Annotated in this window: 24 protein-coding genes; 15 read left to right on the top strand and 9 right to left on the bottom strand. The window is 64.9% G+C overall.

Features of this window, described 5'->3' with window-relative positions; genetic code table 11:
* Positions 1-263 precede the first annotated feature (263 nt).
* Together mce and FNA67_RS16190 are read left to right on the top strand one after the other, a co-directional pair.
* Complete coding sequence (gene mce / locus FNA67_RS16195) at positions 264-689, top strand: methylmalonyl-CoA epimerase (RefSeq protein WP_049706134.1); 426 nt, start codon at positions 264-266, stop codon at positions 687-689.
* Positions 686-1,492 carry a GNAT family N-acetyltransferase gene (locus FNA67_RS16190; RefSeq protein ID WP_147656926.1) on the top strand — a complete coding sequence of 269 codons (807 nt, stop codon included), beginning with the start codon at positions 686-688 and terminating at the stop codon, positions 1,490-1,492. Before mce ends, FNA67_RS16190 begins: the two co-directional genes overlap by 4 nt.
* Here FNA67_RS16190 and murD read toward each other — a convergent pair whose 3' ends face one another.
* Positions 1,493-2,794, bottom strand: a complete 1,302-nt coding sequence (gene murD, locus FNA67_RS16185) for a UDP-N-acetylmuramoyl-L-alanine--D-glutamate ligase (RefSeq protein WP_049706132.1) — start codon at positions 2,792-2,794, stop codon at positions 1,493-1,495.
* On the bottom strand, positions 2,784-4,115 hold the full coding sequence (locus FNA67_RS16180) for an endonuclease domain-containing protein (protein ID WP_147656924.1): 1,332 nt from the start codon (positions 4,113-4,115) through the stop codon (positions 2,784-2,786). The genes murD and FNA67_RS16180 overlap by 11 nt, the downstream gene beginning before the upstream one ends.
* Positions 4,116-4,230: 115 nt before the next feature.
* Between FNA67_RS16180 and FNA67_RS16175 the strand changes: the two genes are divergently transcribed.
* The 3 genes from FNA67_RS16175 (at position 4,231) to FNA67_RS16165 (ending at position 5,628) form a co-directional block, all read left to right on the top strand.
* Positions 4,231-4,533 carry an ArsR/SmtB family transcription factor gene (locus FNA67_RS16175; protein ID WP_049706130.1) on the top strand — a complete coding sequence of 101 codons (303 nt, stop codon included), beginning with the start codon at positions 4,231-4,233 and terminating at the stop codon, positions 4,531-4,533.
* 1 nt (position 4,534) lies between these two features.
* A complete protein-coding gene (locus FNA67_RS16170) occupies positions 4,535-5,050 on the top strand; it encodes an SRPBCC family protein (RefSeq protein WP_147656922.1) in 516 nt (171 codons plus the stop codon).
* 98 nt (positions 5,051-5,148) lie between these two features.
* Complete coding sequence (locus FNA67_RS16165) at positions 5,149-5,628, top strand: SRPBCC family protein (RefSeq protein WP_147656920.1); 480 nt, start codon at positions 5,149-5,151, stop codon at positions 5,626-5,628.
* A gap of 70 nt (positions 5,629-5,698) precedes the next feature.
* Here the strand turns inward: FNA67_RS16165 and FNA67_RS16160 are convergent, their stop codons facing one another.
* Entirely contained in the window at positions 5,699-6,589 is an 891-nt protein-coding gene (locus tag FNA67_RS16160; RefSeq protein ID WP_049706127.1) for a metallophosphoesterase family protein, read from the bottom strand.
* A 111-nt stretch (positions 6,590-6,700) separates the two neighbouring features.
* Between FNA67_RS16160 and FNA67_RS16155 the strand changes: the two genes are divergently transcribed.
* Positions 6,701-7,180, top strand: a complete 480-nt coding sequence (locus FNA67_RS16155) for an NUDIX domain-containing protein (RefSeq protein ID WP_049706126.1) — start codon at positions 6,701-6,703, stop codon at positions 7,178-7,180.
* Positions 7,181-7,228: 48 nt separating this feature from the next.
* On the opposite strand, the gene FNA67_RS16150 is transcribed toward FNA67_RS16155, so the two are convergent.
* Positions 7,229-8,716 (bottom strand): MDR family MFS transporter, encoded by a 1,488-nt coding sequence (locus FNA67_RS16150; RefSeq protein ID WP_147656918.1) that lies wholly within the window; start codon positions 8,714-8,716, stop codon positions 7,229-7,231.
* A gap of 173 nt (positions 8,717-8,889) precedes the next feature.
* Positions 8,890-9,852, bottom strand: a complete 963-nt coding sequence (locus FNA67_RS16145) for a glutathione S-transferase family protein (RefSeq protein WP_147656916.1) — start codon at positions 9,850-9,852, stop codon at positions 8,890-8,892.
* Between the two features lie 278 nt (positions 9,853-10,130).
* Here FNA67_RS16145 and FNA67_RS16140 point away from each other — a divergent pair, with 278 nt between their 5' ends.
* From FNA67_RS16140 to FNA67_RS16130, 3 genes are read left to right on the top strand one after another with little or no spacing between them, the layout of a single operon-like run.
* Positions 10,131-10,688 carry a GNAT family N-acetyltransferase gene (locus FNA67_RS16140; protein WP_053167989.1) on the top strand — a complete coding sequence of 186 codons (558 nt, stop codon included), beginning with the start codon at positions 10,131-10,133 and terminating at the stop codon, positions 10,686-10,688.
* A 9-nt stretch (positions 10,689-10,697) separates the two neighbouring features.
* A complete protein-coding gene (locus tag FNA67_RS16135; RefSeq protein ID WP_053167986.1) occupies positions 10,698-11,327 on the top strand; it encodes a CoA pyrophosphatase in 630 nt (209 codons plus the stop codon).
* A complete protein-coding gene (locus FNA67_RS16130; protein WP_147656914.1) occupies positions 11,321-12,517 on the top strand; it encodes a CCA tRNA nucleotidyltransferase in 1,197 nt (398 codons plus the stop codon). The genes FNA67_RS16135 and FNA67_RS16130 overlap by 7 nt, the downstream gene beginning before the upstream one ends.
* On the opposite strand, the gene FNA67_RS16125 is transcribed toward FNA67_RS16130, so the two are convergent.
* The 4 genes from FNA67_RS16125 to FNA67_RS16110 form a co-directional block, all read right to left on the bottom strand.
* Positions 12,514-12,696 (bottom strand): DUF1059 domain-containing protein, encoded by a 183-nt coding sequence (locus FNA67_RS16125; protein WP_049706122.1) that lies wholly within the window; start codon positions 12,694-12,696, stop codon positions 12,514-12,516. The two genes, FNA67_RS16130 and FNA67_RS16125, sit on opposite strands and share 4 nt — an antisense overlap.
* A gap of 62 nt (positions 12,697-12,758) precedes the next feature.
* Complete coding sequence (locus FNA67_RS16120) at positions 12,759-13,916, bottom strand: AAA family ATPase (protein ID WP_147656912.1); 1,158 nt, start codon at positions 13,914-13,916, stop codon at positions 12,759-12,761.
* A 14-nt stretch (positions 13,917-13,930) separates the two neighbouring features.
* Positions 13,931-14,800 carry an oxygen-dependent coproporphyrinogen oxidase gene (gene hemF / locus FNA67_RS16115; RefSeq protein WP_049706120.1) on the bottom strand — a complete coding sequence of 290 codons (870 nt, stop codon included), beginning with the start codon at positions 14,798-14,800 and terminating at the stop codon, positions 13,931-13,933.
* On the bottom strand, positions 14,797-15,267 hold the full coding sequence (locus FNA67_RS16110) for a tRNA (cytidine(34)-2'-O)-methyltransferase (RefSeq protein ID WP_147656910.1): 471 nt from the start codon (positions 15,265-15,267) through the stop codon (positions 14,797-14,799). Before FNA67_RS16110 ends, hemF begins: the two co-directional genes overlap by 4 nt.
* Positions 15,268-15,630: 363 nt before the next feature.
* On the opposite strand from FNA67_RS16110, the gene petA reads away from it, so the two are divergent.
* From petA to FNA67_RS16080, 6 genes are all read left to right on the top strand, one after another.
* Positions 15,631-16,161, top strand: a complete 531-nt coding sequence (petA, locus tag FNA67_RS16105) for a ubiquinol-cytochrome c reductase iron-sulfur subunit (RefSeq protein WP_210246391.1) — start codon at positions 15,631-15,633, stop codon at positions 16,159-16,161.
* A gap of 14 nt (positions 16,162-16,175) precedes the next feature.
* Positions 16,176-17,429 carry a cytochrome b gene (locus FNA67_RS16100; protein ID WP_049706118.1) on the top strand — a complete coding sequence of 418 codons (1,254 nt, stop codon included), beginning with the start codon at positions 16,176-16,178 and terminating at the stop codon, positions 17,427-17,429.
* Positions 17,430-17,447: 18 nt separating this feature from the next.
* Positions 17,448-18,293, top strand: a complete 846-nt coding sequence (locus tag FNA67_RS16095; RefSeq protein WP_049706117.1) for a cytochrome c1 — start codon at positions 17,448-17,450, stop codon at positions 18,291-18,293.
* A 222-nt stretch (positions 18,294-18,515) separates the two neighbouring features.
* Positions 18,516-19,397, top strand: coding sequence for an S-methyl-5'-thioadenosine phosphorylase (locus FNA67_RS16090; RefSeq protein WP_147656908.1), 882 nt, complete (start codon positions 18,516-18,518; stop codon positions 19,395-19,397).
* A 76-nt stretch (positions 19,398-19,473) separates the two neighbouring features.
* Positions 19,474-19,668 (top strand): hypothetical protein, encoded by a 195-nt coding sequence (locus FNA67_RS16085; RefSeq protein WP_147656906.1) that lies wholly within the window; start codon positions 19,474-19,476, stop codon positions 19,666-19,668.
* 37 nt (positions 19,669-19,705) lie between these two features.
* Positions 19,706-20,239, top strand: coding sequence for an adenine phosphoribosyltransferase (locus FNA67_RS16080; protein WP_049706114.1), 534 nt, complete (start codon positions 19,706-19,708; stop codon positions 20,237-20,239).
* Positions 20,240-20,244: the final 5 nt, after the last annotated feature.

Raw genomic sequence — 20,244 nt, 5'->3', positions numbered from 1 at the left:
CACACCCTCAATACCTCGCCACAAGGGGGAGGGACGTCCTTCGGCGCGCCCCATCGTCTCCCTCGCCCTTGTGGGGAGGGAACAAGGGTGGGGGTGGGCTACCAATTCAGTGCCAGCGTCACCCCCCTCCCAGCCTCCCCCGCAAGGAGGGAGGCGCCTATCGCGGTCGTGGGGCGCTTCGTTGTCCGGCATCCGGATCGAAACACGTCCCCCGCTGCGGGGGAGGTCGGGAGGGGGGTGTGCCACCACACCCCGGCCTATTCATGATCGGCCGCCTCAATCACGTCGCCATCGCGGTTCCCGACCTTGAAAAGGCAACCGCGCGGTATCACGTCACTCTGGGCGCCGAGGTTTCCGAACCTCAGCCGCTGCCCGATCATGGGGTGACCGTCGTGTTCGTTCAGCTCGACAATACCAAGATCGAACTGCTTCATCCGCTCGGCGAAAACTCGCCCATAGCCGCGTTCCTGGCCAGACACCCGGATGGTGGCATCCATCACCTGTGCTTCGAGGTCAGCGATCTTGCCGATGCCGCCGCCAAGCTCGTCGCCACGGGCGCGCGCGTGCTAGGCGATGGTAAGCCCCGCATCGGGGCTCACGGCCTGCCCGTACTCTTCCTGCATCCGAAGGACTTCGACGGCACCCTGATCGAGCTCGAAGAGGTGAAGCCCGAAATGCAACCAGCATGAGCCCGCTCGCCGATCTCGGCGCCGGCGCGCTGACGGCCGCCATCGAGGCAAACGGCGCCAAGTTCCTGCTCGAGCTGGGCCGCGCCGGAGGCGGGGAAGAGCGGCATGACGAACTCGACTGGGTCATTGGCGGCTCGCCCATCGACTACCATAACGCCGTCTATGGGGCGCGCCTCACCAAGGGCAATGCCGATGCGGCAATCGCTGCGTCGCTCGAAGCCCTCAAGCGCCGTAATGTTCCCGGTGCCTGGCATGTGGGCCCCTCCATGCGCCCCGCCGATCTCGAAAAGCGGCTCGATCGCGCCGGTTTCACCTATGCGGGCGACGACTACGGCATGGCGGCAGATCTCTCCGTCGTGCCCGAGGCGGTTCGTGTTCCAAACGGCTTTTCCGTCAGGCGGATCAGCACGCAGGCCGAGCTGGATTCCTGGGTGCACCTGCTCGGTGGCGGGTTCGGGGAGGGTCAGGTCGAGGCGCGCTGGGTGGGCGACATGTATGCCCGCATCGGCCTCGATCATCCCGAATGGCACCATTTCCTGGGCACACTCGACGGCGAACCCGTCGCCACTGCAACCATGCTTTATGGCGCTGGCGTTGCCGGGCTCTATTTCGTCTATACCGCGCCCGATTACCGACGCCGCGGCATCGGCGCCGCCATGACGGTGGTGCCGCTCAAGCAGGCCAGCGACGACGGTCTCAAGGCCGCGGTGCTGGGCGCATCGACCATGGGACGGCCGGTCTACGAACGGCTCGGCTTTCGCGAATACTGCCGCATCGGCATCTTCGAGTGGTGGCCTGCCTAGCTATGCCGCCTTGGCGCCGAAGAGCTCTTCGGCCAGGGCGATGAAGGTATTGCCCCGTTCCTCGAAATTCTTGAACTGGTTGTAGCTGGGCGCGCCGGGCGAAAGGATGACCGCATCGAACCGGTTGCGGCGGCTGGCCAGGGCCTGCATCGCCGTTTCGAGGTTTTCCGCTTCGAGCACTTCGATCTGCGGCGCGGCGGCGTAGGTCGCCGTAGCTAGCCTGTCCCCGGTTACGGGCAGGCAGACCAGCACGGTCACGCCGCGCGGCGCGAGCAGGGTGGCCAGTTCCGCATAGTCCTGGTTGCGCTCGTGCCCGCCTGCGATGAGGGCGATACGCATGCCGGGAAAGGCCGCGAGTGCCGCCTTGGTGGCCTCGGGCGTGGTCGAGATCGAGTCGTTGACGAAGAGCAGGCCGCCGAAATGGTGTTCCTCGAGTCGGTGCGGGAGCGGCTTGAAGGCGGCGATGCCCTTGAGCACGCCTTCCAGCGTCGCCCCGCCCGCCAGGGCGATCTGCGCCGCCAGCCGGGCATTGTCGAGATTGTGCGCGCCCTTGAGCCGCGAGGTGCTCACGGCGTCGACCACCGCCTGGTCGACCACGCGGTCGAGCGGGGCGATCAGGCGCTTGGGGTCGCGCAGGGCCTCGAGCACCAGCTTGTTGTCCTTGGCGCCCACGCCAAGGGCCACCGGGAAGTCCCGGTCGCGGTCGATGAGATTGAGCTTGTCGGCATAGTAGTGCTCGACATCCCGGTGCCAGTCCGTGTGCTCGGGCGAAAGGTTGGTGATGGCGGCGATGTCGGGTGTAAACGCCATGTCCGCCGTCTGGTAGGATGAGAGCTCGAAGACCACCGTCCTGTACTTGTCGGCGACATCGAGCGGAGCCACACCCACATTGCCGCCAAGACCGGCGTCGACGCCCGAGTTGACCAGCATCAGCCAGGCGAGCGTCGCGGTGGTCGACTTGCCCTTGGTCCCCGAAATGGCGATGACCTTGACCTCGTCGCGATACTGCTCGCCCCAGAGGTTGAGGTTGGAGGTTACCGCGATGCCCGCTTCGCGCGCGATGGCAAAGACCGGCCGGTAACGCGATACGCCCGGGCTCTTGACGATCGTTCCGAACTTCCTGGCGGCGATGGCGTCGGGCAGGTCGGCTGGCGCCAGCACCTCCACGTCCTCGATGTCCACCTCGCCACTATCCACGGTCACAAAGACCTTGGTGTCCGGCGAATGGGTGCGGATGAACTCGCGCGTCGAACGGGCTTCACGGCCCGCTCCATAGAGCAACACAGGCGCATCAAAGTGCATGGGGCGAAATCCTCGCGGCAAGACTTTGGGGTATGTGATGGACGCTACTGTCGGCCATCAGCTCGGCCAAAGCAAACTCAAGTTGGGATTGTCCGTACTGTGCCAGCAGGTCGGGCTTGAGCCGTTGGACAATGGGTTCGTCCGCCCATTCCGGGCGCTTGGTCAGTTCATAGAGGCAGGCCGCCGCTTCCAGGATCTCGCCCACGCATTCCCAGGGTTTCTGGCCGGCGAGCCCGGTGAGCTCGCGGAAGGAATGCTCGTGCTCGGGCTGGGCCAGGAGGTCCTTGCCGAATATTCCCGTCAGGCGCTCCTTGCTCATCACCGGCGCGAAGATCAGGAAGACGAAATGGCATTTCGGGCATTCCCCGCACCAGAGCGGCCCCTCGTGCCCGGCGAGCCGGAAGTTGCGGTTGCAGCTCGAGAAGACGTGGTCGTATTTCGTCTCGCGCGCAAAAAGCGTGGCGATCCTGGCTTCCGAATAGGGGCGCAGGATCGAGAAATACTGGAGCGAGCCGCCCGTGGCATTGGCCAGCACGCTGCCGATGATCGATTCGAACGCGATCGACTTGGAATACTGGTGGTTGGCTTCCCGCCCGTCGAAGGCGACGTTTCCCTCGCTGGCCGAGCGCTCGTTGGAGAGCACGATGCGGTCGTAGTCGAAAAGGATCGCGCAGAGGGCGGCGATCATCGAGTTGATGGCGGTCGAGGGCACATGGCCATTGTAGAAACCCGGCTCCTTGGAAAGCCGGATCATTTCCTTGTCGAGCGTGCGCGTCACATAGATCGGCGGAATGCCGATCTCGCTGACCGATGAGAGGATCGGTCCCTTGGGGTTGACCGCAAAGGGGGTGAAGTCCACTTCGGCGGCCTGCAGGAGTTCGACGCTCACCAGCGAGTCCTTGCCGCCCCCGATGGGCACCAAGGCGCGATCGCGCAGCTTGAAAACTTCGGGCCGATGGTTGTCCGCGGGCGCCACCAGGCTCAGCTTGCCGAAGCGGCGCAGGTTGTTGCGCGCGTAGAACTCGCCCAGCCCGTTCTCGTAGACGTCGATGACGAACTCGCGCTCCTCTTCGGTCAGCGCGATGTCGGGCGCTGCGATCTGGAGCGGGGCGAGCAGCTTGAAGTAGCTCACGCCCAGCACGATCGCCGCAAGTCCGAGCAGCTTCTGGAAGGTGGGGCTTTGGGCCGCATAGGGATCTGCGCCCTTGGGCAGTTCGAGCGTTTCGCAGAAACGGCGATCGTCCAGGCCATAGTCGAAACGAACGATACCGGTCGCGATGTCGAAGGCCGGCTTGTCGATGAGAAAGGTCGTTACGGACATGGAGCCTTGCGCGTGAATCGAACCCCTTAGAGATAGGTGGTCCTGAGGCGTTTGAAAACTGGGCGCCTTCATTATATGCCTTGACAGGCATATGCCTGTTGCGGAATATGATGGCATGTCTCTGTTCACAGCCATTTCCGATCCGGTCCGCCGCGACATCCTGGGCCTCCTGCTGGCCGGCGAGCAATCGGCGGGCACGCTGGTTGAAGCGCTTAAGCTGCCCCAGCCCAATGTGTCCAAGCACCTCAGGGCCTTGCATGAAGCGGGCCTGGTTCAGGTGCGGGCCGATGGTCCGCGCCGTCTCTACAGCATCGATCCGCTTCCGCTTGAGGAACTGGACAACTGGCTGCAGCCCTACCGCGCCTTCTGGGCGGGCAAGCTGGATGCGCTGGATGAACATTTGAAGAGGAGCGACTGACATGGCGGTCAATGACGAGCTTGGCACCTTCTCCCGGCGGCAGGACCGTATCGATGTCCGTTTCGAGCGCTTCTATGCGCGTCCGATCGAAACCGTCTGGAGCGCGCTGACGCAGCCGGAGAGGTTGGCCGACTGGATGGGCGCAGCCATCGTCGAGCCGCGCGTGGGCGGGCGGTTCGAACTCATGGTGGATGGGTCGCACCCGATGACCGGCGTCGTCCGGCAATGGGATCCGCCCCATGTGCTCGAATTCGGGTGGTCAAATACCCACGCGCCACAATCTGTTGTGCGCTACGAACTGCAGACGAAAGGCGAGGGGACCTGGCTGGTCTTCACCCATCAGGGAATACCCTATGCCAGCAGCGCCCTCATGCTGCCCGGCTGGCACGACTTCTTCGAGCACCTGGGCGCGATGCTGGCCGAGGTCGTCACCCCGGTCGATCAGAATGGATGGCGGAAGCGGCAGGCTGTCTACATCCAGCACTACGACCTCAAGGGCGTAAACCTAACGCCCTAGTCCTCCACTCCACTCCACACCGACGCTGACCGGCCGGGCGCGCGTTCGCGCGCGTCGGCGCCGGCACGCCTATGCCTTTTCAACCAAGGAGACTAACGATGACTGAAGAGAACTACACCGCCGAATACGTCGTGCCGCAGGCGCCGCAGGCCGTGTTCGAAGCCATCAACAACGTGCGTGGTTGGTGGTCCGAGAATGTGAATGGCGAGACCGACCGCGCGGGCTCGACCTTCCTCTACGGCTACCGCGATGTCCACCGCGCCGAGATTCGCGTCACCGAACTCGTGCCGGGCAAGCGCGTCGCCTGGCATATCGTCAAGAACAACTTCAGCTTCACCAGGGACAAGTCCGAGTGGACGGGCACGGACATCGTCTTTGACATCGAGCCGGTGGCCGGGGGCACGCGCCTGCGCTTTACCCACATCGGCCTCGTGCCCGAATACGAGTGCTTCGAAGTCTGCTCGAACGGGTGGGGCACCTATGTCGTGGGAAGCCTCAAGGCACTCATCACCACCGGCAAGGGCAATCCTAACGAGGGCGAGCCGCGCAACGAAAGCGAAGAACGGCTTTCGGCCTGACAACGACGGTCGGCCCGAAAGGGCCGGCCGGCCACCCGGGGCTTCACTGGAGGCGAGCTGTTATCGCTCGTCAGTAGATCCGCATCTGCAGGCGCATCACGATTTCGCTGCCCAGGCGCTGGAAGCCGTATTCGCGCATGGTGCAGGACCAGCCATTGCCCGATTTCTCGATGCGGAAGAGGTTGTAGCGCGCCGGGTCGTCGTGGGTGCCGCCCTGCGCGGCGCCCGCCGCTGCCACGCCGATCACGGGCACATCCATGCTCGGACCGGGAATGGAGTGGATGGTGGATTTGTGGGTGTGGCCGTGCAGGATCACCTCGGCGCCATGTTCGGCGACCACGTCGCGAAACAGCTGCGCGCCCCATAGGCCCAGCCGGTAGTTGCGGTCTTCCACATTGGGCGGGTGGTGGATCATCACCACGCGGAAATAGCCAGCCTCGCCCAGTACATCCAGGCAGCGGGCCAGCCGCTGCGCCTGGGCTTGCTCGAAGCGTCCGGCCGCGAAAAAGGGCGGGGTGCTGATGGCGCTCGAACAGGCGATCACCGCTACGTCGCCCACGCGGCGCACATAGGGAAAGGGCGCCTGGGTCACCGTCTCCCCGGTAATGTAGCCGTCCCAGCGCTCGAGGGCCTTTTCGAGCGTTCCGGGCACATAGGCGTCGTGGTTGCCGGGGCACACGCACACCGCTTCGGGCGTCCCCACCGTTTCCAGCCAGCGGCCGGCATTGTCGATCTCGGCATCGAGGGCCAGGTTCGTCAGGTCGCCGGTAACGGCGACGATGTCGGGCTCCTGGCTGCGCATGTGGCGGATGAGGCTGGCCAGGCCATCGCCATCCAAAGTCCTGTTCCGCTTCAGCTTCCAGTTGAGAAAGCCGGTAATGCGCTTGGAAAGGAGGTCCCGGGGGCGGACAGGCGGCAGGGGTGCCAGGTGGATGTCCGAGATATGGGCCAGATTTGTCATCGCGCGCCTAATGCCACGCGGGAGGGGCCAAGAAAACGTCTATTTTGCCAAGGCCGCATTTCTGCCGTCGCACTCGTCCTGCTATTGAGGGAATCGAACTGGAGATCGAGCATGCTACTCACTCGCTGGCAACGCCTCAGATCGCGTGTATTTCTCTTCGCCGTCGGGCTCAAGCGGCGCATCACGTTCGGCGTGCGGGTGATGCTGATCGATGGCGATAAAATCTTCTTGATACGTCATACCTATATGCCCGGCTGGCAGTTGCCGGGCGGCGGGGTCGAGCCGGGCGAAACCGCCGAAGAAAGTGCGGCGCGCGAGGTGTTCGAGGAAGGTGGGCTCAGGGTTACCGGGCCGATGGAACTGTTCGGCATCTACCACAATGTGAGCAGCGTCACCAATCGCGACCACGTGGCGCTTTATCTCTGCCGCGAGTTCGAACAGGCGGTGGAATTTCGGAAAAGTTTCGAGATTGCCGAGGCGGGCTGGTTTGCGCTCGATGCGCTGCCCGAGGGGCTGTCGCCGGCGACGACGCGGCGTGTAGCAGAGGTTTTCGGCGGGGAGCCGCGCAGTGTCGTCTGGGGCGTCGTCTAGTAATTTCAGGGAGTAATGCCTCCCCGGCTGGCCGGGGAGGCGAGAGTGTCAGTGGCCGGCCACGGCGCCTTCGGGCACGTCCTCGGTCTCGGGCTTGCGCACGAAGAAGGCGGCCACGATGGCGAACATCGAGATCACGGCGCCCCAGATGAACGCAGTATGGATGCCTTCTGCCGTGGCGGCGACCTGGTCGACGCCGCTGGCAGCGAGGCGTCCGGCGGTCATCGACATCACGGCCACGAAGAGGGCCGTGCCGGCGGCGCCCGCCAGCTGCTGGGCCGTGCCGATCACCGCGCTGCCATGTGAATAGAGGTGGCGCGGCAACGAGCCGAGGCTGGCGGTGAAGAGCGGGGTGAACATCAGGGCCAGGCCGATGCTGAGCGTCACATGCGCCGCCAGCAGCCAGTACTGGGACGTATGCTGACCGAGCAGGGTCATGCCCCAGAGCACGGCGCTCACCAGGATCGAGCCGGGAATGATCAGCGGCCCGGGGCCGAACCGGTCATAGAGACGCCCGACGAAGGGGGCGATGAGCCCCATGATGAGACCGCCCGGCAACAACAGCAGGCCGGTCTGCAGGGCGTCGAGCCCCAGCACGTTCTGGATGTAGATCGGCAGCAGGATGATGGTGCCGAAAAGCGCCATCATGCTGATCGCCATCATCACCACCGAGACGGTGAACACGCGCGAAAGGAACGTGCGCAGGTCGAGCAGGGCCTTGTCCTCGCGCTGGAGCGCCAGCTGGCGCCACACGAAAAGCACCAGGGCGAAGGCGCCGATGGCGATCGGCAGCCAGCCGGGTACCGGGCCGGGATGGCTGGCGGCTTCACCCAGGCTCGAAAGGCCATAGACCAGCCCGCCGAAGGCGAAGGCGGAGAGGATGACCGAGAGCACGTCGAACGGGGCGGGGCGCGGCGTCGAAACGTTCTTGATGCGTGCCATGCCCAGCAGCAGCGAGGCGACCGCGATCGGCAGCACCAGCCAGAACATCCAGCGCCAGTCGAGGATGTTGAGGATGATCCCGGAAATGGTCGGGCCGATGGCCGGGGCCACCGAGATGACGATCGAGATATTGCCCATTACCCGCCCGCGCGAGGCGGCAGGAACCAGGTTCATGACCGTGGTCATGAGCAGGGGCATCATGGTGGCGGTGCCGACGGCCTGTACGACGCGGCCGAGCAGCAGCACCTCGAAGCCCGGCGAAATGGCCGAGATCAGGGTGCCGGTCGAAAAGGCCGTCATGGCGAACATGAAGACGGCGCGGGTGGTGAAGCGCTGCAGCAGGAACCCGGTGATGGGAATCACCACGGCCATGGTCAGCATGAAGGCGGTGGTCAGCCACTGGGCCGCACTGGCGGTGATCTGGAGATCGGTCATCAGGTGCGGAAGGGCCACGCCCATGATGGTCTCGTTGAGAATCACCACGAAGGCTGAAACCAGCAGCAGCGAGATCACGAGGGTATTGCGTCGGGCCGTGGCGTCGTCGATGGGCTGCTCCACCGGCGGGGCGGCAGTCGTTTGGCTGTCGGATGTCATGGTCTCGGCTCTGAAAGGGCGAAAAAAATGGAGGGCCGCGGCGACGTTCGTCAGCGGGGGCGGCCATATGCTTGTTAGAGCCCCAATGTGTCAACCCGAAGTCCGCAAAACGCCGCAACCCCGTTTGCGGTGTGTCTTCCCCGACACAGCCCTGCCGGGGAAGACTGAGGCGATCAGTCCTGCATGAAGCCCAGTTCGGGGCCGACCGGCACGATGCGGGTCGGATTGATCGTAACGTGGCTCCAGTAATAGTGCGTCTTGATATGATCCATATTGACCGTCTCGGCGACGCCGGGGACCCGGTAGAGCTCGCGCAGCAGGCGGGTTAGGTTGGGATAGTCTGCGATCCGGCGGATATTGCACTTGAAGTGCCCCACATAGACCGCATCGAACCGGAAGAGGGTGGTCAGCAGGCGCCAGTCGGCTTCGGTCAGGGTGTCGCCGGCGAGGTAGGGGTGTTCGCCCAGCAGCCCCTCGACCCAGTCGAGCGCCGCGAAGAGTCTGGCCACCGCCGCTTCATAGACTTCCTGGCGGGTGGCGAAACCGGCGCGATAGACGCCATTGTTGATCTCGGCGTAGACGCGGGCATTGATGGCGTCGATCTTCTCGCGCAGCGGCTCGGGGTAGAAGTCGAGCGTGTTTCCCGTCAGCCCGTCGAAGGCCGAGTTGAACATGCGGATGATTTCCGAGCTCTCGTTGTTGACGATGGTGTCGCGCTGCTTATCCCAGAGCACCGGCACGGTGACGCGGCCGCTATAGTCGGGCTTGGCCTTGGCATAGACCTCCCAGAGATATTCGGCTCCGTTCACGGGGTCGTCAGTCGATCCCATTTCCTCGGTGAAGGCCCAGCCGGTTTCGTCGGGCATCCTGGGGGAGACGACCGACATCGAGATCAGGTCCTCCAGCCCCTTGAGCTTGCGGAAGATGATGGCCCGGTGCGCCCAGGGGCAGGCGAGCGAAACATAGAGGTGGTAGCGGCCAGCTTCAGCCTTGAAGCCGCCCTCGCCGGAGGGCCCGGCGCTGCCGTCGGCTGTCACCCAGTTGCGGAAGGCGGAGGCCGCCCGTTCGAAAGAGCCGCCGGTCTGTTTGGTGTCGTACCATTGGCTCGACCATTGTCCGTCAATCAAAAGTCCCAAGATCGATCCCTTTCCGTTCGGTTTGCGTCATCCTAAGACCCTATTTGGGCACTTTCCTACTAGGCGCAAAATTCAGGACACACTGTCTTGAAAAACTTGGGCTTGGTCCCGACTTTCGTTTGCGCGAGGCCCACCATGGTGCTAATGCGATTTTCAGGCGTCAGGAGGCGTCTAGGATGGAGAATGTCTTTCAGGTGACCCGACGACCGTAATCGGTCAGCAAGTGGCTGCATTTGAGCAGCCGCAACAGTCCTTCTCGCACTTTTGGACACGTCACCATGATCGCTCCTTCCCTCTCCGCCGCTCAGGCTGCGCCGCTCCAGATGGGCGCGCCCACCGTTCGTTTCGCCACTTCCGCCGATGATGCCTTCGTCGAGGAACTGCAGGCTACCGCCTTCGGTCCCGGCCGGTTTGCGCGCACGGCGTTCCGCGTCCGCGAGCGGTTCCCGATCGATCCGACCCTGAGCCTCATCGCCGAAGTCGATGGCACCCCCTGCGGCTCGGTCTGGATGACCCCGATCAGCATTGGCGGGATCGATGGCTACATGCTCGGGCCGCTGGCCACGCATCCGGCGTTCCGCAAGCGCGGCGCCGGTAAGCTCCTGGCGCGCGAGGTCAGCCGCATCGCGCTCGAGCGCGGCAAGGGCAGCTTCGTGATCCTGGTCGGCGACTATGATTACTACGGTCCGCTCGGCTATGTGCAGATGCCGGAGGGCAATGTGCAATGGCCCGGCCCGGTTGATCCCAAGCGCGTCCTCCTGCACTCTGCGGACCCGACGCTCTCGGTCCGACTCAAGGGCCCGATCGCAGCGTTCGGAGCGCGCAGGCAGGCTTAGGAGTACAGGGTGCTGGCCGACGACGAGAGAATAGCCCGGATCGGCCAGCGGCTACTCAAGGAACCCGAAGTCCTCGAGGAAGGCGCCGCCTTCCTCCCCGACTGGCAGCCCGAGTTTCCGCCCGATCGCCCGCCCGTGGCGGCGGCCGTGCTCATCTCCCTCATTCACAGGCCCGAAGGGCTTACGGTGCTCTATACCGAGCGCTCGCCGGACCTGCGCGCCCATTCGGGGCAGGTGGCCTTTCCGGGCGGCAAGATCGACCCTACCGATGCGGGGCCGGCCGAGGCCGCCCTGCGCGAGGCCTTCGAGGAAGTGGGGATGCAGGCGCGGGATGCCCGCATCCTGGGGTTCATGCCCCATTACTATACCGGCACCAACTACCTCATCACACCGGTTGTGGCTGAAGTCGTGCCGTCCGGCCTCTTCGTCCCCAATCCGAGTGAAGTGGATTCGCTGTTCGAGGTGCCGCTGGCCAAGCTGGCGACCGAGGCCGCCTATGGCACGTTTCGGGTGCGCCGCAACGGGCAGGAGCATGCGACGGTCCAGATCGAGCACGATGGCCATCGCATCTGGGGCATCACCGCCAACCTTACCCGCCGGTTCCGCAACCTGGCGCTAGCTGGGGAAACGCAATGGTGAGCCAGGAAGAGGCGCGCGCCAGGCTGCGAAACGCGCCATGGCTGGCCGAGCCGGAACTGCAACGCATCCTGGTGGCGCTCGATGGGCACCACGGGCGCACCCGCGCCGTGGGCGGGGTGGTGCGCGACACGCTCATGGGGCATGGCCGCACCAGCACCGACATCGACCTGGCCACGGAGCTGACGCCCGACGAGGTCATCCGCCGGGCCAAGGCTGCGGGCATCGCGTCCTATCCCACCGGAATCGAGCATGGCACGGTCACCCTCAAGGCGGGGCATCACCTTGCCGAGGTCACCACGTTACGCGAGGACGTCGAGACGGACGGGCGCCATGCCGTGGTGCGTTTCGGAACCGACTGGCGCCACGACGCCGAGCGGCGTGACTTTACCCTCAACGCGCTTTACTGCGCGGCGAACGGCACGCTGTTCGACCCGCTGGACGGGCTGGGCGATTGCCTCGAGGCCCGCATCCGCTTCATCGGCGATCCGGAGAGGCGCATCGCCGAGGACCGGCTGCGCGTCTACCGTTTCTTCCGCTTCTCGGCCAGCCACGGCCGGCAGCATTTCGACCCGGAAGGGCTCGAGGCCTGCCGCCGCGCCGCCGGGACGCTGTCCCGGCTTTCGGCCGAGCGGGTGGGCACCGAGATCACGCGCATGCTGGCGCTGGCAAAGGTCGCGCGCACGCTCGAGGAGATGACGCGGGTCGGCGTGCTCGAACTGCCCCAGGCCAAGCCGGGCCAACTGGCGGCTTATGAGGCGCTGTCGCCCTTTCCGGCGCGGACCGGGCGGTTGGCGATCATCATGCAGGGGAGCGATCCGCAGGCGATCCAGGATCGCTGGCGTCTCTCCAACGATCTCGTTGCGCAGGCCGAGGCAACGCTCAAGGCGGCGGGGCTGATCAACCTGGGTGCACTCCAGGAAGCGGCCTATCGCTATCCGCGTCATGTCGAGGATGCGGTGGCGGTCGCGGCGGCGCTTGGGCATCGCGACGGCGAGGAAGTGGCCGAGAACCGGCAGCGGCTCAATGCGCTGGTCGTGCCGAAGTTTCCGCTCTCGGGAGCGGATCTCCTGCGTAAGGGCATGCTCCCCGGCAAGGCGCTGGGAATTGAACTCACCCGGCTCGAGCGCCTCTGGATCGAGAGCGGGTTCACCCTCGATCGCGACGCGCTGCTGGCTTCCGTCCGGGGCTAGTGGGGCACCACTTCCACGATACGGTCCTTGATGTGTTCGACCATCTCGGGACGGATTTCGGTTTCGCCATGGGCCGAGCGCAGGTGCTCGATCTCGCGACGCACGATCTCGGCCTCACTGTCGGCCTCGGTGTGGTAGGTGCAACCGGGAACCAAAGTCCCACAATCAAAGCGCTTCATGGCTTCCTCCTAGGTCTTTGCCTTGGGGAAACGGCAGAGGCGGCGATGAGTTCCGGTCTGGCTCAGTCCTCGTCCGGGAAGAATCCCAGATCGTTGAGTCCTGCAAGCCAGGTGCCGCCGTCCTTGCGGATGACCTGGCGGGGCAGCACGCCGGTCTCGGACGCCAGCGAATCCGCCAGTTCGCGCGAATGGGTCACGACCCAGACCTGGGTGCGCGTCGCGGCCTTGGCGATGACCCGGGCGAGGGCCGGCAGCAGGCTCGGGTGCAGGCTGTTCTCGGGTTCGTTGAGGGCGATGAAGGGCGGCAGGCGATAGGAGAGGAGCGCCCCCATGAGCGCCAGGAAGTGCAAAGTGCCATCCGAGAGCTCGGCCGCGCCGAAGGGGCGGTGCCGGAATTCGGGGAATACCAGCGAGAAGCTCGAGGTCTTGTCGGGCACCGGCACCTCGAGCGCGGCGCCGGGAAAGGCCTGGTCGATGGCCTCATCGAGGTCGGTGGTGTCCTCGCGGATATGGCGGATGGTGGCGAAGACCGCCGCCAGGTTGGAGCCATCGGCATTGAGCGTGGGAGCGGTGGTCGCCAGGCCCGGCCGGCGCAGCGGAGAGGCCGCATCGGTGCGGAAGGCGTGGTAGAAGCGCCAGGACGAGAGCGCTTCGCGCACCGCATCCACTTCGGGAAAGCCGCCGCGCAGGGCCGATAGCGCCGTCTCGCTGGCGAGGAGCCCCTCGGCGGCCTGCACGCGGCGCCCGTCGGTGTCCCGGGCCCAGGCTACCGAGTCGCGACGCTCGAGGAGGGAGACGGTGCGGTTGCCCGCCTTCATCGAGAGCATTTCGCTCTTGATCTGCGCTTCTTCGGGAAAAGCCGCCGCGGTGGGTTGGGGAAAGCCGGTTTCGAGCCCGTAGCTCGGGGCGAAGCCGGTGGTGATGCTCAGGTTGGGGGCGTAGCCGCCGCCCGTTATGTCCTCGAAGGTCGCCGAGAGGGTCAGCACCGGCTTGTCGGTAACCCGGCGCTCGCCGGCCCACATCACCGATGCCAATCCGCCCTCGCGCGCGATTTCCTCGGCGAAGGTGCCCAGGGCAGCCGCGTGGAGCAGTTCGAGGGCGCGGTAGAGATTGGTCTTGCCGACGCCGTTACCGCCGACAAGAACCGACAATTGGCGCACCGGGAACCGGATCTTCCGGATCGAACGGTACCCGGCGATCTGGATGTCCGTTACCGGCATCTATGCTCCTTGGGCTACGGCCAGCGTACCTCAGGCGGCATCGAGGAGAGGATGGAATTGACGTTTCCCCCCGTTTTGAGGCCGAAGGTCGTGCCGCGGTCGTAGAGCAGGTTGAATTCGACATAGCGCCCGCGGCGCACGAGCTGCTCGTTGCGGTCCTCGTCGGTCCAGGGCGTCTCGAAGTTGCGGCGGACAAGTTCGACGTACACCTGCTTGAAGGCGCGGCCCACCGATTGGGTGAAGGCGAAGTCGCGGTCCCAGTCGCCCGAATTGTGGTGGTCGTAGAAGATGCCGCCGATGCCGCGCGGCTCCTTGCGATGGGCGAGATAGAAGTACTCGTCGCACCATTTCTTATAAGCGTCGTAATCCACCCCGTTCTCGAGGCAGGCCCCCTTCATGGCGGCGTGGAAGTCGACGGTGTCGGGGTCTTCCTGGGTGCGCCGGCGGTCGAGGACCGGGGTAAGGTCGGCGCCGCCGCCGAACCAGAGCTCACCGGTCACGATCATGCGGGTATTCATGTGTACCGCCGGAACATTGGGGTTCCAGGGGTGGATGATGAGCGAGATGCCCGAGGCCCAGAATTCGGCGCCGCGATCGGTGCCCGGCATCTGCTTGGCGAAGTCTTCCGAGAACTGGCCGGAGACCGTGGAGATATGGACCCCCGCCTTTTCGAAGACGCGGCCGTGCAGCATCGACATTTCGCCGCCGCCACCGGCAGGCCGGTCCCAGGGCTCGATGACGAAGCGGCCGGGCGCACGGTCGGCGTGCGGGCCCTGCACGGAATCCTCAAGGGATTCGAGTTCGGCCACGATGGCGTTGCGCAGTTCGCGGAACCACGCGCTGGCCTTGGCTTTCTTGGTGTCGATATCGAGGGGAAGTGTCATGCGAGCGTCTCGAATTGTCCGGTCTGTCTCAGTGCCTCCCCTAGCACGAGCGTTGCAGCAATTGCGACGTTGAGCGAGCGCATATCTTGTCGCATGGGGATGCGCACCCGCAGGTCGGCGGCCTGGGCCACCGCGTCGGGCACTCCGGCGCTTTCGCGGCCGGTCATCAGGATGTCGTTTTCGGCGTAGGCGGCTCGATAGGTGGAATCGCTAGCCTTGGTGGTGAGCAGCACCAGGCGCCGCCCCGCCTCGCGCCGCCAGGCGTCGAAAGCGGTAAAACTAACGTGCTCGATGAACTCGACGTGATCGAGATAGTCGAGCCCGGCGCGCCGCAGGGACTGGCGCGAGAACGGGAAGCCGGTCGGATGGATCACGTGCACGACCACGCCCAGGCAGGCGCCCAGGCGGAGCAGGGTGCCCGTGTTCTGGGCGATGTCGGGTTGATAGAGCGCTAGGTCGACCGTCATGGCTGGCTTGATTGTGATCGTGTCCGGGTGCGGTTTAAGCGCGCAGGACCGGGCGTGCAAACCCTATGTGTTGTCTATGTCACATATAATCTACGCCAAATAAGGCAGGGCATTTCCGGAATGCGTTGTCGCACCCGGCAAGCCGGTGTCTAAGCCCCGGCAAACCGCGTAAAACCCGCGGGAAACTGGGTATAGTGTCGCATCGTTGCTGGATGGGCGCCGCGCGGGCTGGACAAGCGCTTGTGACAGTGCAAAAAGAGCCCGGATTTCTGCCGCCGGTTCCGTGCGGCAAATCGTCATTCCTGCTCCCGACTTCCGGGTCCGCGCGGGAAGCAGCAAGCTCAGTTAGTGCGGGGACAAACCGTGGCAAGCAATACACAAACTCAAACCGAGCCGACGCGACGGGATTTCCTGTACGTCGCGACCGGTGCCGTAGGCGCGGTCGCCGTGGCCGGCGTCGCCTGGCCGCTCATCAACCAGATGAATCCCGATGCGTCGGTGCTGGCACTGGCTTCGGCCGAATACGACCTGACGCCGATTGCCGAAGGCCAGTCGGTCACCGTCAAGTGGCGCGGCCTGCCGGTCTTCATCCGCCATCGCACGCCCAAGGAGATCCAGGAGGCCCAGGCCGTCCCGCTCTCCGAGCTCAAGGATCCGGAAACCGACGAGCAGCGCACCAAGCCGGGCCACGAGCAGTGGCTGGTCATGATCGCCAATTGTACGCACCTGGGCTGCATCCCGGTGGGCGAGAGCGGCGAGTATGACGGCTGGTTCTGCCCGTGCCACGGTTCGGTCTACGATACCGCCGGCCGCATCCGTAAGGGCCCTGCGCCCAAGAACCTGGTGGTTCCGCCCTACCAGTTTCTCAGCGACACCAAGATTCAAATCGGTTGATAGGGGGCCGTCCGATGTCCGAACATTCGACTTACAACCCTACGAACGGGTTTGAGCGCTGGCTCGACGAGCGCCTGCCGATCATCAGGTTTTCCAAGGAACACCTGATGGATTTCCCGACCCCGAAGAACCTCAACTACTGGTGGACCTTCGGCGCCATCCTCGTGTTCATGCTCGTGGCGCAGATCGTCACCGGCGTGATCCTGGCGATGCACTACACGCCCAACGTGGCGCTGGCCTTCAATTCGGTCGAGCACATCCGCCGCGACGTCAACGGCGGCCGCATCATCCAGGGCGCGCACGCGGTGGGCGCCTCGATGTTCTTCTTCGCCGTCTACGTCCACATCTTCCGCGGCCTCTACTTCGGCTCCTACAAGGCCCCGCGCGAAGTGCTGTGGATGCTGGGCGTCATCATCTTCGTCCTCATGATGGCCACCGCCTTCATGGGCTACGTGCTTCCCTGGGGCCAGATGAGCTTCTGGGGCGCCACGGTTATCACCAACATCTTCTCGGCGATCCCGATCGTGGGCAATTCCATCATGGAACTGCTGCGCGGCGGCTTCGCGGTCGATAACCCGACGCTCAACCGCTTCTTCTCGCTGCACTACCTGCTGCCGTTCATCATCGCGGCCGTGGTCGTGCTGCACATCTGGGCGCTGCACGTGCCGGGTAACAACAACCCGGTCGGCGTCGAGGTCAAGGACAAGCGCGATACGCTGCCCTTCCATCCGTACTTCACGATGAAGGACCTCTATGCCGTCGTGGTGTTCCTGATCCCGTTCGCCTGGTTCGTGTTCTTCGCGCCGGATATCCTCAACCACCCCGACAACTACATCATGGCCAACAGCCAGGTGACGCCGAGCCACATCGTTCCCGAATGGTACCTGCTGCCGTTCTACACGATGCTGCGCGCCATCGACTTCAACGTGCTGTTCATCGACTCCAAGCTCGGTGGCGTGATCGTGATGGGCGCTTCCATGCTCATCCTGTTCGTCCTGCCGTGGCTGGATCGCTCGCCGGTGCGTTCGGGCAATTTCCGCCCGATGTTCCGCTGGTTCTATGCGCTGTTCGTGCTCAACTTCCTGCTCCTGATGTACCTGGGTGCGCAGGATCCCTCGATCGCGATCATGAACTACCTGGCCAAGGCCAGCACGGCCTACTACTTCATCTACTTCCTGATCATCCTTCCGGTGCTCGCCCGCATCGAGACGCCCCGGCCGCTGCCGGTGAGCATCTCGCAGAGCGTGCTCGGCAAGGCTCATTCGTGACCGCGGGGCGATAAGCAAATGATCAATACCAAGACCATTTTCGCTGCCCTGGCCATGGCCGCCGCCCTGGTGACGGCCCCGGCCATCGCGCAGGAGCACGAGACCCCGCATATCGAGCGTATGCCCTGGTCGTTCTCGGGTGTCTTCGGCACCTACGACCGCAACCAGCTCCAGCGTGGTTTCCAGGTGTTCCGCGAGGTGTGCTCGAGCTGCCACTCGGCGAACCTGCTGGCCTTCCGCAATCTCACCGAAGAGGGCGGCCCGCAGTTCTCGGAGGCCCAGGTCAAGGCTCTGGCCGCACAGTACGAAGTGAACGACCCGGATGCGTCCGGCGGCAAGCGCGCGGCGGTTCCCGCCGACCGCTGGCCGGCCCCATTCGATACCGAGCAGCAGGCCCGTGACGCCAATGGCGGCGCCCTGCCGCCGGACATGTCCGTGCTCGCCAAGGCGCGCGGCGTGACCGACCCGTTCCCGACCTGGGTGTTCAACTACTTCACGGCCTACCAGGAAGGCGGCGCGGACTATATCCACGCCCTTCTCAACGGCTACCAGGATCCGCCGCCGGCCGGCGCCGAGGTGCCCGAGGGCAAGCATTACAATGCCATCTTCCCGGGTCACTCGATCGGCATGGCTCCGCCGCTGACCGATGGTCGCGTCGCCTATGTCGCCGCCGAAGGACAGGAAGCGGTGCCGCAGACGGTCGAACAGTATTCGGAAGACGTGGCGGCGTTCCTGTTCTGGATGGCCGATCCGCACATGGTGTCGCGCAAGGAGACCGGTTTCCGCGTCATCCTCTTCCTGCTGCTGTTCGCCGGGCTGATGTATTTCACCAAGCGCCGCATCTGGCAGGGCATCGAGCACTAGGCGAACGGAAACAAGTTTTCCCCAGGCCCCTCGCGCCTGGTCGTTCAAGCCTTCCGGCTGTCATGCAAAGACCTTACAAAGGGCCCTCAGGGGCCCTTTGCTTTTTTGCTTCTTAGGGGTCCCAGGGGCGCCTCTCTCATCACCGGTCCGGGTTGCGCGGCAACCCCTGCCGGCCGCGCCCTGCTGCCCCGTACCGGGGCTCCATGCACTCTGGAGGCATCTATGACAGAAGCAGTTCTCGGCATCATCGGCGGTTCGGGCGTGTACGACATTCCCGGCCTCGAAAACCCCCGCTGGTTGCCCATCGAAAGTCCGTGGGGCCAACCCTCGGATGCCATCCTCTTCGCCGAATTCCAGGGGCTCAAGCTCCGGTTCCTGCCGCGCCACGGCCGCGGCCATCGCCTGGCGCCGAACGAACTCAATTTCCGCGCCAATATCGACGTGCTCAAGCGCGCCGGGGTCACCGACCTCATCAGCATCTCGGCGGTGGGGTCGCTGCGCGAGCACCTGGCGCCGGGCACATTCGTGCTGCCCGACCAGTATATCGACCGCACCCATGCGCGCCCGGCGAGCTTTTTCGGTGGCGGCATCGTCGGCCATGTCGGTTTTGCCGAACCGGTCTCGGCGCGCCTGCGCGCGCTCGTGGCGAAGGCGGCCGGGGAGGCGGGCGTCGCCCTTTCCGATGGCGGCACGCTGGTGGTGATCGAGGGCCCGCAGTTCTCCACCCGGGCCGAGAGCGAGATGTACCGCACCCTCAAGGCCGATATCATAGGCATGACGGCCATGCCGGAGGCGAAGCTGGCCCGCGAGGCGGAGCTTCCCTATGCCACGGTCGCCATGGTCACGGACTACGATGCCTGGCACCCCCATCACGAGGCGGTGGACGTGCAGGCGGTCGTTGCCACGCTTCACGCCAACCGCGACAAGGCCCAGGCGCTGGTCAGCGCCATCGCGCGCGGGTTCCCGCGCCAGGTCGAGGACGATCCGGCGCGCACCGCGCTCGATCATGCCTTCATGACCGCGCCCGAGGCGCGGCCGTCGGGCCTCATGTCGCGGCTCGATGCGGTAGCGGGACGGGTGCTGGGCAACGCGAACGGAAAGTGACCGCGCGCCGCTTGCCTAGCGGGCCGGCTTTGTGCATGTTCGCCCGGTAGATGCCAGTGCAACGAAAGGATCGCTCATGTCGGCACTTCGACTTGCCGTAACGGTCGTCAGCGTCGCCGCGACCATTGCACAGCATCCCATGGTCCGCGCGGCCGCTCCGCACGTCCTCAATCCGCGCAACAAGGAAGTGGCCATCAACGCCACGCTGTCGGCCGCCTACAATGCCGGCGTCCTTACGCGCCGGATCCGCCAGTCCGTTACCGGCAAATAGCTTCCGCTCCTTTCGTCCTCCGTCTTCGAGATCACGCATGTCCCTCGACCTGAAGTCGCTTGTCCGCACGATTCCCGACTATCCCAAGAAGGGCATCCTGTTCCGGGACATCACCACGCTCATCGAAGACCCGCAGGGCTTCCGCGAAAGCGTCAAGCGCATCTCCGAGGCGCATGCGGACCTGGGCATCACCCATGTCGCCGGCATCGAGGCGCGCGGCTTCATCTTCGGGGCAGGGGTGGCCATCGAAATGGGCGTCGGCTTCGTGCCGATCCGCAAGCGCGGCAAGTTGCCGGGCGAAACCATCGGGCAGAACTACGTGCTCGAATACGGCGTGGACACCATCGAGATCCATGCCAACGTGCTCAACAGCCATCACAAGGTGCTGCTGGTCGATGACCTCATCGCCACCGGCGGCACCGCCATCGCGGCGATCGGCCTGCTGCGCCGCACGGGCGCCCAGGCTGATCACGCCGCCTTCGTCATCGACCTGCCCGACCTGGGCGGCGCCGACAAGCTGCGGTCCGAGAGCGTCCAGATCCAGGCGCTGATCGACTTCGCCGGGCACTGATCCGG

The organism is Youhaiella tibetensis, assembly GCF_008000755.1.
GTDB lineage: Bacteria > Pseudomonadota > Alphaproteobacteria > Rhizobiales > Devosiaceae > Paradevosia > Paradevosia tibetensis.
This window is presented reverse-complemented; position numbering and strand designations above follow the sequence as displayed.

Excerpts from the sequence above, each read along its gene's own strand:
- FNA67_RS16090 (WP_147656908.1), top strand. The coding sequence starts at position 18,516 with ATGACAGAAGCAGTTCTCGGCATCATCGGCGGTTCGGGCGTGTACGAC.
- FNA67_RS16120 (WP_147656912.1), bottom strand. The coding sequence starts at position 13,916 with ATGCCGGTAACGGACATCCAGATCGCCGGGTACCGTTCGATCCGGAAG.
- FNA67_RS16160 (WP_049706127.1), bottom strand. The coding sequence starts at position 6,589 with ATGACAAATCTGGCCCATATCTCGGACATCCACCTGGCACCCCTGCCG.
- FNA67_RS16125 (WP_049706122.1), bottom strand. The coding sequence starts at position 12,696 with ATGAAGCGCTTTGATTGTGGGACTTTGGTTCCCGGTTGCACCTACCAC.
- FNA67_RS16190 (WP_147656926.1), top strand. The coding sequence starts at position 686 with ATGAGCCCGCTCGCCGATCTCGGCGCCGGCGCGCTGACGGCCGCCATC.
- murD (WP_049706132.1), bottom strand. The coding sequence starts at position 2,794 with ATGCACTTTGATGCGCCTGTGTTGCTCTATGGAGCGGGCCGTGAAGCC.
- FNA67_RS16140 (WP_053167989.1), top strand. The coding sequence starts at position 10,131 with ATGATCGCTCCTTCCCTCTCCGCCGCTCAGGCTGCGCCGCTCCAGATG.
- FNA67_RS16180 (WP_147656924.1), bottom strand. The coding sequence starts at position 4,115 with ATGTCCGTAACGACCTTTCTCATCGACAAGCCGGCCTTCGACATCGCG.
- FNA67_RS16085 (WP_147656906.1), top strand. The coding sequence starts at position 19,474 with ATGTCGGCACTTCGACTTGCCGTAACGGTCGTCAGCGTCGCCGCGACC.
- FNA67_RS16080 (WP_049706114.1), top strand. The coding sequence starts at position 19,706 with ATGTCCCTCGACCTGAAGTCGCTTGTCCGCACGATTCCCGACTATCCC.
- FNA67_RS16155 (WP_049706126.1), top strand. The coding sequence starts at position 6,701 with ATGCTACTCACTCGCTGGCAACGCCTCAGATCGCGTGTATTTCTCTTC.
- mce (WP_049706134.1), top strand. The coding sequence starts at position 264 with ATGATCGGCCGCCTCAATCACGTCGCCATCGCGGTTCCCGACCTTGAA.
- FNA67_RS16110 (WP_147656910.1), bottom strand. The coding sequence starts at position 15,267 with ATGACGGTCGACCTAGCGCTCTATCAACCCGACATCGCCCAGAACACG.
- FNA67_RS16150 (WP_147656918.1), bottom strand. The coding sequence starts at position 8,716 with ATGACATCCGACAGCCAAACGACTGCCGCCCCGCCGGTGGAGCAGCCC.
- FNA67_RS16130 (WP_147656914.1), top strand. The coding sequence starts at position 11,321 with ATGGTGAGCCAGGAAGAGGCGCGCGCCAGGCTGCGAAACGCGCCATGG.
- FNA67_RS16095 (WP_049706117.1), top strand. The coding sequence starts at position 17,448 with ATGATCAATACCAAGACCATTTTCGCTGCCCTGGCCATGGCCGCCGCC.
- FNA67_RS16175 (WP_049706130.1), top strand. The coding sequence starts at position 4,231 with ATGTCTCTGTTCACAGCCATTTCCGATCCGGTCCGCCGCGACATCCTG.
- hemF (WP_049706120.1), bottom strand. The coding sequence starts at position 14,800 with ATGACACTTCCCCTCGATATCGACACCAAGAAAGCCAAGGCCAGCGCG.
- FNA67_RS16165 (WP_147656920.1), top strand. The coding sequence starts at position 5,149 with ATGACTGAAGAGAACTACACCGCCGAATACGTCGTGCCGCAGGCGCCG.
- FNA67_RS16170 (WP_147656922.1), top strand. The coding sequence starts at position 4,535 with ATGGCGGTCAATGACGAGCTTGGCACCTTCTCCCGGCGGCAGGACCGT.
- FNA67_RS16100 (WP_049706118.1), top strand. The coding sequence starts at position 16,176 with ATGTCCGAACATTCGACTTACAACCCTACGAACGGGTTTGAGCGCTGG.